The 10,194-nt window shown below is 59.0% G+C and carries 6 protein-coding genes and 1 pseudogene; 2 read left to right on the forward strand and 5 right to left on the reverse strand.

From position 1 onward, the window contains the following. Window positions 1-8 precede the first annotated feature (8 nt). The 4 genes from nifE to nifH all read right to left on the reverse strand — a co-directional run bounded on the left by nifE (window position 9) and on the right by nifH (window position 5,729). On the reverse strand, window positions 9-1,499 hold the full coding sequence (nifE, locus tag IQ26_RS34165) for a nitrogenase iron-molybdenum cofactor biosynthesis protein NifE (RefSeq protein WP_145722800.1): 1,491 nt from the start codon (window positions 1,497-1,499) through the stop codon (window positions 9-11). Window positions 1,500-1,562: 63 nt separating this feature from the next. Next, a complete protein-coding gene (gene nifK / locus IQ26_RS34170; RefSeq protein ID WP_145722801.1) occupies window positions 1,563-3,104 on the reverse strand; it encodes a nitrogenase molybdenum-iron protein subunit beta in 1,542 nt (513 codons plus the stop codon). Window positions 3,105-3,235: 131 nt separating this feature from the next. Further along, window positions 3,236-4,738: a nitrogenase molybdenum-iron protein alpha chain gene (gene nifD / locus IQ26_RS34175; RefSeq protein ID WP_145722802.1), complete on the reverse strand. Its 1,503-nt coding sequence runs from the start codon at window positions 4,736-4,738 to the stop codon at window positions 3,236-3,238. A 97-nt stretch (window positions 4,739-4,835) separates the two neighbouring features. Then, a complete protein-coding gene (gene nifH, locus IQ26_RS34180) occupies window positions 4,836-5,729 on the reverse strand; it encodes a nitrogenase iron protein (RefSeq protein WP_095494267.1) in 894 nt (297 codons plus the stop codon). Between the two features lie 877 nt (window positions 5,730-6,606). On the opposite strand from nifH, the gene IQ26_RS34185 reads away from it, so the two are divergent. Together IQ26_RS34185 and IQ26_RS34190 are read left to right on the forward strand one after the other, a co-directional pair. Next, window positions 6,607-7,752 carry an efflux RND transporter periplasmic adaptor subunit gene (locus IQ26_RS34185; protein WP_145722803.1) on the forward strand — a complete coding sequence of 382 codons (1,146 nt, stop codon included), beginning with the start codon at window positions 6,607-6,609 and terminating at the stop codon, window positions 7,750-7,752. After that, window positions 7,753-9,699: a MacB family efflux pump subunit gene (locus tag IQ26_RS34190; protein WP_145722804.1), complete on the forward strand. Its 1,947-nt coding sequence runs from the start codon at window positions 7,753-7,755 to the stop codon at window positions 9,697-9,699. It begins immediately after the preceding gene. Between the two features lie 96 nt (window positions 9,700-9,795). Here IQ26_RS34190 and IQ26_RS34195 read toward each other — a convergent pair. Next, window positions 9,796-10,101, reverse strand: a pseudogene (locus tag IQ26_RS34195) (integrase core domain-containing protein); the annotation flags it as partial. Window positions 10,102-10,194 lie beyond the last annotated feature (93 nt).

Genomic DNA, 10,194 nt, shown 5'->3' on the forward strand with positions numbered 1-10,194 from the left:
GGCTTTCCTCAACACTCGCCGAAGTCGTCGGCCGTCATGCCGGCGAATGTCTTCAAAGCGTGCACGGTCGCCGTCTCGCTCGTTGTGCTCGGCGGTTCGTCCTTCACGGCAGGCTGGCAATCCCACGGTGCGGGCTCCCGTACCTGGCGCCAGATCGGGTTGTGAATGGCGAGGTCGATCTGGCGTACGAGTTCCACCATGCCGTCATAGCCGGCATAGGGGTGCTGGCGCTCCTGGTTGATGTCGAGCCAGGGTGTCTTGGCCTTCAGCGCGATGAATTGCGTGCGCCCGCCCGACAGCATGATGTCGGCCTTGTGTTCTGAGAGCATGGCATAAAGGTCGCGCGCTGCCATCTGCTCGAACATGTGGTTGTCGTCCTTGAGGAGCTGCTTGATGCGCTCCTTGTCTTCGACTGTGGATTTCTTGACCGAGGTGCCGACGACCTCCATGCCGATCTCCATCAGCGCGTGGACGACCGACCAAGACTTCACACCGCCTGTATTGAGAAGCACGCGCTTGCCCTGGAGCCGCCGCCGGTAAGCCTCGAGCTTCTTCCACGCAATCGCCTCCTCCTGTGCGATCAGCGTCTGTGTGCGGGCGAGGATCTCCGGATCGGCGCCCTTCCTCACGAGCAGCTCTGCAATGTTGCGCAGTGCTTCCGAGGTGTCGGTGATGCCGTAGAAGGAGCTTTCGAAGAACGGGATGTCCCACCGCTCCTCCATCTTGCGGGCCAGATTGATGAGCGCGGTCGAGCACACCATCATAGCCGCCCGGGCGCGGTGCGCAGAGGCAACGTCGAGGTAGCGCGCGTCGCCCGGAATGCAGGCGCGCACCCGGATCCCGAGCCGATCAAGGAGCGGCTTCACCAGCCAGAACTCGCCGGAAAGATTGAATTCGCCAAGGATGTTGATGTCGTACGGCCCGGCGTCGTCGGGTTCTACTGTGCCGATGACATGTTCGAGCAACGCCTCGCCGGCGAGCTTGTTGCCGAGGTTTTTGGAGCCGGCCAAGCCCGGCGCATTGACCGGCACCACGGCCAAGCCGAATTTTTCCCCCGCGCGCTTGCAGACGGCCTCGATGTCGTCGCCGATCAGCGCCGTCACGCAGGTCGAATAGACGAAGATCGCCGGCGGCGCATATGCTTCCTTGATCTCCCGGATCGCCTTGAAGAGCTTGCGCTCGCCCTGCCCCATTACTACGTCGAGTTCGGTGAGGTCGGTCGTGAAGCTTGTGCGCCACAGCGTTGCCCCGGACGAAGCAGCTCCCCGGTTGTCCCAGGAATTGCCCTCGCAGGCGAGCGGCGCATGGACCAGGTGCGCGACGTCGGTGATCGGCTGCAGCACGATCTTGGCGCCATCAAAGGCGCAGCCGCCGGCCGCCGCCCCCGGCGTCAGCGGCTTCGAACAGCCCTCTTTGCGCGCCTTGGCATCCTTGCCGCGGTTCTTATCGCAGGCGGGCTCGTTGAAGACATCCTGGATTTTGGCACTGAGCGAGGACATTTACGTCGGTCTCCAAAGACCATTGGGGGACGGATGGCGTCGGCGAAAAGGCGGCCGCCGCTGTTAGCGGGTGAGGTCATAAGAATAGTCCGTCACGCCTGTCTCGCTGGTCTCGCGATCGAGCTTGTCGAAGATCTTGTCGAGGATCGTCGTCAGCACGCGCAGCCCGCCTTGGTAGCCCATGAGCGCAAAGCGATGGTGATGGTGCCGGTCGAAGATCGGAAACATCAGCCGGATCAGCGGCGTGCCGGTGTCGCGCTCCAGATACTTGCCATAGGAATTGCCGATCAGCAGGTCCACCGGCTCCGTGAAGAGCAGCGAGCGCATCGCCCACAGGTCCTTGCCCGACCAGACCTGAGCATCCTTTCCGAAGGGCGAGGATGCAAGCAGTTCCTTCATCTCGGCTTCCCATGCCGAGCTGCCGTTGGTGGCGAGGCAATGGGTCGGCTCGCCACCGGTCTCCATGACGAAGCGGGCCATGGCGTAGACGAAGTCCGGATCCCCATAGATCGCGTATTTCTTGCCATGCAGCCAGGACTGGCTGTCCGCCATGGCGTCAATCAGTCGGCCGCGCTCCAGGCGGATTGTCTCGGGGATTTCCTTGCCGGAGATCGCCGAGACCTTCATCAGGAATTCGTCGGTCGCCTGGACGCCCAGCGGGTAATGGAACGAGGCCGTCGCCTGCCCGACTTGCTCGCAATATTCCAGCGTTTTGCGGGTGTTGTAATGCTGTAGCGACAGCGTCGCCTCGGCGTTGAGTGCCGCCTTCACGTCGTCGATCTTCGTGCCGCCGTCATACATGCGGTATTCGCCGTCCGACGGCGTGTCGAACTGGTCAGAGGCATCCTGGATGAAGGTGTAGGACACGCCCATCAGATCGAGCAGGCGTTTGAGTTCCCGGTTGTTGCCAACGCAGAAGCCGTCGAAACCCGGAATGATGTTGATGGTTCCCGCGGCTTCCGTGCGCTCCTGGCCTTTCCAGAAGTGCTCCAAAATGCCTTTGACCATGCCGTCATATCCGTCGACATGGCTGCCGACGAAGGCCGGCGTGTGGGCAAAGGGCACGTCGAAGTCGCGCGGGACCGAATTTTCGTCCTTGGCGTTCTCGATGAAGCTGTGCAGGTCGTCGCCAATGACCTCCGCCATACAAGTGGTCGAAACAGCGATCATCTTCGGGTCGTAGAGCTGGTACGTGTTGGCGAGCCCATCGACCATGTTCTTCAGGCCGCCAAATACTGCCGCATCCTCGGTCATCGAGGAGGAAACCGCCGAAGCGGGCTCCTTGAAATGGCGCGACAGGTGCGAGCGGTAATAGGCCACGCAGCCCTGGCTGCCGTGGACGAAGGACATGGTTCGCTCGAAGCCCGCGGCCGCGAAGACCGCGCCGAGCGGCTGACAGGCCTTGGCGGGGTTCACGACGAGCGCTTCGCGGGCGAGGTTCTTTTCGCGGTATTCCCACGTTTTGGTGAATTCGCGTTGATCGGTAACGATCTGATCCGGGTGCGGGCATTCGAAATTCAGCTTCTTCTCGGCAAGCATCTGCCTGTATTCCGGCTCACGGAACAGGGGGGCGTGGTCGAGAACTTTTTCAGCCGACTGCGGCATGGGTGATTACCTCTTTCATCTGGGCGCGCTATACGGCAGCTCAGGGACGTCGAGACGTTTCAGGTCTCCCGCGGACCACGCGGCCGCGGGCGTTAGTCGTCTCCCTGGGGAGACTAGGCTAAGGTCAGGTGTTACTCGGCAGCCATCGCTCGCCCATGGCTCGGGCTTGTTTTCCAGGGCGCCTGGTATAGGCCCCAGACCGGGTTGTTGATGGCAAGGTCCACGTCGCGGGCGAAAATGGCAAAGCCGTCATAGCCGTGATACGGTCCTGAATAATCCCAGGAGTGCATCTGACGGAACGGTATGCCCATCTTCTGCACCGGGTATTTTTCCTTGATGCCCGAGCCGACGAGATTAGGGCGAACGCCCTCGATGAACTTCTCCAACTCGTAGCCGGTCACGTCATCATAGATGAGCGTGCCATTCTTCACGTAATGGCCCGTGCGCTGATAGTCGTCGTTGTGAGCGAACTCATAGCCGGTGCCGACGATCACCATGCCGAGGTCCTCGTAGGCGGTGATGACGTGACGGGGGCGCAGGCCGCCGACATAAAGCATCACGGTATTTCCTTCGAGGCGCGGCCGGTACTTGGCAATGACCGCATCAACGAGCGGTCTGTACTTGGCGATGACCTTCTCAGCCTTCTCCTCGATTTCGGGCCCAAAATGCTTGGCTATCTTGCGCAGAGAGGCTTCGATCTGGGAGGGGCCGAAGAAATTGTACTCCATCCAGGCGACGCCATACTTTTCCTCCATGTGCCGGCAGATGTAGTTCATCGACCTGTAGCAATGGATGAGATTGAGCTTGGCCTTCGGCGCGCGCTCTATCTCGGCGAGTGTGGCGTCGCCTGACCAGTTGCCGACCACGCGCAGCCCTATCTCCTCGAGCAGGATGCGCGAGGCCCAGGCGTCGCCGCCGATATTGTAGTCACCGATCACGTTGACTTCGTACGGGCCGGCCTCGAACTCCACGTCCTTCTTCTCAAAGACCCAGTCGCGGATCGAGTCGTTGGCGATGTGATGGCCGAGTGATTGCGAGACGCCGCGGAAACCCTCGCAGCGCACCGGCACGATCGTCTTTTCGTGCTCCTTGGCTTTGTTACGGGACACTGCTTCGGTGTCGTCGCCAATCAGGCCGATCGGGCATTCGGATTGCACGGTGATGCCATTGTTGAGCGGAAACAGTTCCTCAATCTCGTCGATGATCTGTTCCAGCTTCTTGTCGCCGCCGAAAACAATGTCCTTCTCCTGGAAATCGGAGGTGAACTGCATTGTCCCGAACGTGTCGATGCCCGTCGTGCCGACGTAGTAGTTGCGGCGCTGCGACCAGGAATATTGTCCGCAGCCGACCGGGCCGTGCGAGATATGGACCATATCCTTGACCGGACCCCACACCACGCCCTTTGAGCCGGCATAGGCGCAGCCGCGAATCGTCATCACGCCCGGAATGGACTTGATGTTCGATTTGACGTCGCATTCGGAAAGGACCTCGCCTTCCTCGCCAGCCTCGTCCCCGCTCTTTGCGACGCTGAGGTGCTTTTTGCGGCGCTTCGCCGCCTTGTCGGGATATTGCGACAGCACCTCCTCGATAAGCTTCGCATGGAGAGCGCCGTCATTCTCGTAATCCAGGCTCATGGGACCCCTTTCAAGGTTCGGGTGACGCCTCACCGACGAGGCGCCGTTCTTTGAAAGGCGCGCCAGTCAAGGCGGCGCCTCGTGTCGGCAGCGCTCTTTACTGTGCGGCCGCCTTCGCCGCTTCCTTGGCCTGAAGCTCGGCAAGCATCTGCTCGTCGGTCTTCATGATGCCGAAGTCGAGCAGCATGTCCTCGAGCTCCTCCATGGTGATCGGGGTCGGGATGGTGCCCTGACCCGAATTGGCATGGATCTTCTCGGCCAGCGCCCGGTATTCCCCCGCCTGCTTGGAGTCCGGCGCATACTGGATCACAGACATCTTCCTGAGTTCGGCGTGCTGGACGATGTTGTCGCGCGGCACGAAATGGATGAGCTTGGAATTGAGCCTGGAAGCCAGCGCTTCGGCGAGGTCGAGCTCGCGGTCGGTTTGGCGCTCGTTGCAGATCAGGCCGCCGAGCCGCACTCCGCCCGAATGGGCATACTTCAGGATGCCCTTGGCGATGTTGTTGGCGGCATAGAGCGCCATCATCTCGCCAGACATGACAATGTAGATTTCCTGAGCCTTGCCCTCGCGGATCGGCATCGCGAAGCCGCCGCACACCACGTCCCCGAGCACGTCGTAGGAGACATAGTCAACATCGTCATAGGCGCCGTTCTCTTCGAGGAAGTTGATCGAGGTGATGACGCCGCGGCCGGCGCAGCCGACACCCGGCTCGGGGCCTCCGGATTCCACGCACTTGATGCCTTTATAGCCGACCTTGAGCACGTCCTGGAGTTCGAGGTCTTCGACCGAACCTTCCTGTGCCGCGAGGTGCAGGACCGTATCCTGCGCTTTCGAGTTCAGGATCAGGCGGGTGGAGTCGGCTTTGGGATCGCAGCCGACGATGAGGATCCTCTGGCCGAGGTCGACAAGGGCGGCGAGCGTATTTTGGGAGGTGGTGGACTTGCCGATGCCGCCCTTGCCGTAAAAGGCGATCTGACGCAGACCTGACATGTAGCTTTCCTTCCTTCGTTCCATCGATCGCGGCTGCCCGCGACATGAATGCCGGTCGGCAGCTCTCGCCGCCTCGCACCAAAGGGTTTCAAGACTCGTGCCAACTTGTCCGATTGGAACAGAGAAGAACTTAGTGTTTGCTTTTCAACGGTTTAGGCTGAGGGCCGACAATCGATTGCCTGAACAACCCTGTGTAGCGGACCCGACAAAGACGACAGAAAGTGTCGGATGGCGCTGCTCGAGACCGCTACAGGTTGACCTCGGTGACCGGAGCAAGTTGGGACAGCGAGTCTGAGACGACTTTTCGTCGGGAGACCTGCTGCAGGGGCCTCGGTCCACGGGTACCTGTGTATCGCTCCAGGCTGCTATTGATCCCGCGTGGTTCGGCGGCCGCAACATGGACACACAAGTCCATCGCCTTCGGTTGGGCCACAAGCACCACCCTGTCTGCCTTTGGGACAATTTGGACAATCGAAAGCTCGCGTGAAATCAGCGAGCGGAAGGTGCAAAGCACGGGCAATGACGGCGTCGATTGCGATGTCTATGAACTTATTCGCACCGTCGGCGAATCCCGCAACCTGCACCAAATGCGCCGAAGGATCCCAGATTGTCGCGTTCCAGCCGTAAAGTTGGCATGCGCATTGCAAGGCAGTCAGTGGGCGGCTCGTGATGGCAACGAGCATCGAAATCTTTGAGGTGCTTCATAAAGATAAATTTCGAAAGGTACCAACCGATGCGTTTGCTCGTAATAACTCTTTCTCCTTATCGAAAAATGCAAAGAATACATCAAACTTACTTAACATTCCTGGACAAATTATAAGTGTCTGCAATTTATTTTTCACTATCAGGCGTCCTTGGCGAGAATTACGGAATCTAAATGGGAAAGAAATCGACATATGTTCTAATGGTGATCGCCGCGCTGATTTTATTTGCGGCGTATTTTTCTTTTTTTTGGGCACATTCTGCGGAAAGGTCGCGACCCGACGAAATGACGGCGATTGTTACGCGAGGTTCAGTTGAAGAGGTCGTATTGGCCCTAGGCACTCTTGAGCCAGTCTCAATGGTCCGCGTTGGCGCCCAGGTATCGGGCCAGATCAAGTCGATCCATGTTCGAGTCGGCCAGACCGTCATGCCCGGAGACCTTCTGGCGGAGATCGACGCTATTCCACAGCAAAACGCCCTTAGAATTGCGAAGGCCAAGGTAGAGGACATGAAGGCCCAGAGGGACGTGAAGCAAATAGCAATACGATTAGCGGAATCCGACACTCGGAGACAACGTATCCTCAGTGAGCATCATGCAATCTCTAAGAAGGCGTTCGAAGAAGCTGAAACAAAATACCAGACGCTTTTGGCGGAACTGGTCTCGCTGGAGGCCAAGATTCAGCAAAGCGAGGTCGACGTTGAGACCGCGCAAGCCACCCTCGCATACACGCGGATAACCGCGCCCATGAAGGGGAAGATCGTAGCAGTCCCGATCGAGCCGGGACAGACGCTCAATTCTGTGCAGACTTCGCCAACGGTCGCCGTGATCGCGACCCTTGACGAGATGGTGGTAAAGATCCGGATTTCCGAAGTCGACGTCTGGCGCACAAGGCCTGGTCAAAACGCCTGGTTCACGATCTTCGGAGATCCACAAACGCGCTACCAGGCCCCGCTTGAGGCGGTTGAATATGCACCTCCGTCCATGGCCAAGGGTCACTCCACGGAGGCAGCGAGCGCGGTCTATTACCACGGCGTGCTCAGGGTGAAGAATCCAGAAGAAAAACTTCGAACCAGGATGACCGCCCAAGTGCGCATTTCAATAGGGCGTGCTGATGATGTCTTGCTTGTGCCATGGGCGGCGCTTTCGCTGCGACAGGCAAACGGATCATATCTAGTCAAGGTGAAGGGCAAAAACGGCAAGGTGACAGAGCGATCGGTTCGGACTGGCTATACGGACAGGATTCACGCTCAGGTACTTGAAGGTCTTCGTCAAGGAGAGACCGTATTGCTCGACGTATCCGCGCCAAAGGGCACGAGCTGAATGATGCATCTGGTAAAGCTCCGCGATCTCGGCCGGTCTTTCACCATGGGAGGAGAAACCGTCGAGGCGCTTAGAGGAATCAATCTCGAGATAAAGCGCGGCGAATTCGTTGCGCTTGTGGGCTCCAGCGGTTCCGGCAAATCGACGCTTATGAACATCCTGGGGTGCTTGGATGCGGCGACGGCCGGCACTTATCTTTTGGCCGGGCAGGATGTGGCGGCTCTTGGTCAGGACGCGCTCGCAGAACTCAGGCGCAGGCATTTTGGCTTTGTGTTTCAGCGGTATCACCTTCTGAACTCGCTGAGCGCAGTATCGAACGTCGAGATGCCGGCGATCTATAACGGTGTTTCGAAGTCGAGGCGGCGAGCCCGAGCCCGGCGATTGCTAACCCAACTCGGTCTGGAAGATCGGCTCCATCATCGCCCTATGGAGATGTCGGGTGGGCAGCAGCAGCGCGTATCGATTGCCCGAGCGTTGATGAATGGGGGAGAGATCATTCTTGCAGATGAGCCGACAGGGTCGCTCGATTCAAAGAGCGGGTCGATTGTTCTGGACCACCTGAAGACCCTTCATGTGGAAGGACACACCATCATCATGGTTACACACGACATGGGCGTAGCTCGGCACGCCGATCGGATCGTCGAGATCAACGACGGACAGATCGTCTCCGATCGACGCAACGTCGCGACCGTAGCGCCTACCTTGCCCGGTCTCGTCGATCTTGCGGAAAAGCCCGGTTTCCTGACAAGCTTCCTCAGGAGAACGTCCGAGGCTGCCAGAATAGCATTCCGATCGATTGCCGCACATCGGCTGCGTAGCGCTCTCACACTGCTCGGAATCGTCGTGGGCATCATGTCTGTAATCGCCGTCGTTGGTCTCGGTGAGGGTGGCCAGGCGATCGTTCTCGACCAGATCAACACCCTTGGCGCAAATTCGATCAGCATCTTCCCTGGCACTGGCTGGGATGACCGCAACCGCGGAAATGTCGATACGCTCACTCCCGACGATGCGGCCGCCCTGGCAGAGCAATCTTACATAAATAGTGTCAGTCCGCTGGCTGTGGATACCGGGCAACTCATGTTCGAGAGCAGGACCGTCGACGGAGTAATCAGGGGAGTGAACAACGCCTATTTCGACATCGCGCAACTTCCCGTATCGCAGGGCAGCCGATTCACCGGCGGTGAAAATCGCGCTCTGCAGGAGGCGATCATCAATGACAACACCCGACGGACGTTCTTCGGAGATTCAAGGAGTCCGATTGGTGAGATCCTGGTCGTGAAGGGTGTGCCCTTCGTGATTGTCGGCGCCATTGGAGAGCTCGGCGGATCCTTAGGGCAGGACGAGCGCCCGCAAGTGTTCATTCCGCACTTCAGCACGATTTCCCGCATCTCCGGCTCGCAACAGCTGCCCGAACTAGTGGTCCGAATCAATGAGAGCGTTGGTACGGACGTTGGCGAGAAAGCCGTGATAGCGTTCTTGGAGAAACGTCACGGAACGCGGGATTTCTTCACATACAATAGCGATCGAATACGACGGTCGATTGAGACGACGACGCGAACTCTCTCGATGCTCTTGGCGTCTATCGGAGCTGTTACGCTGTTGGTCGGAGGTATCGGCGTGATGAATATCATGCTGGTGTCGATCACCGAACGCACCAACGAAATCGGCTTGCGGATGGCTGTCGGAGCCCGGGCGAGCGATATTATGTTGCAGTTTCTGATCGAGGCCCTTGCCATCACTACCATGGGGAGTTGCGCGGGCGTCGCCCTCGCCTTCGGCCTTGGCGCGCTCACCGACGCCATCGGAACACCTATTCCGATGGTGATCTCGTTGCACGCAGTCAGCGTCGGTTGCGTCATGGCTGTTGTGGTTGGTGCGGTCTTTGGCTTTTTTCCTGCGAAAAAAGCGGCGCGTTTGAAACCCATCGAGGCGTTATCTCGCGATTGACTGGCGCTGACCACGACAAGGACGTTCCCTCCCGGCGCTCCCCAACACGCACGTCAACTGGCCTCGTTTTGCTCCGCCTGACCTGCCACTGAACTGTCATCCAGCGGCGATTAGAGCCTCAGCCGTTTCTGTTACGCCGTAGGGCGCGGGTTGAGCAACCGGCGGAGACGCGAAGCCGTCATTGAGCGCAGCGCCGGAGCCGGTTGCGGTGAGGGTTCCGGCAAAGACCGCCGGGGTCTGATAGCCGAGCGAGGAATGCTGTCTTGCCGTATTAAAGTCCTGCCTCCCTTCGGCAATAGCGCTTCGGGCGCGGTCGAGGCCGAAGAATAGGCTCTCGTTCAACAGCTCATCGCGGCATCCGCCGTTAAAGGATTCGACATAGCCGTGCTGCAATCGGACGCCTCGAAAAACCTAGCAATCGAGAACGCATTTTGATTCACTTCGCCTGGTGATTTGCACGGAGGCGTTGGATGCGAGGCCAGGCTGGGTTCTGGG

Source organism: Mesorhizobium tianshanense (assembly GCF_007830515.1).
Taxonomy (GTDB): domain Bacteria; phylum Pseudomonadota; class Alphaproteobacteria; order Rhizobiales; family Rhizobiaceae; genus Mesorhizobium; species Mesorhizobium tianshanense.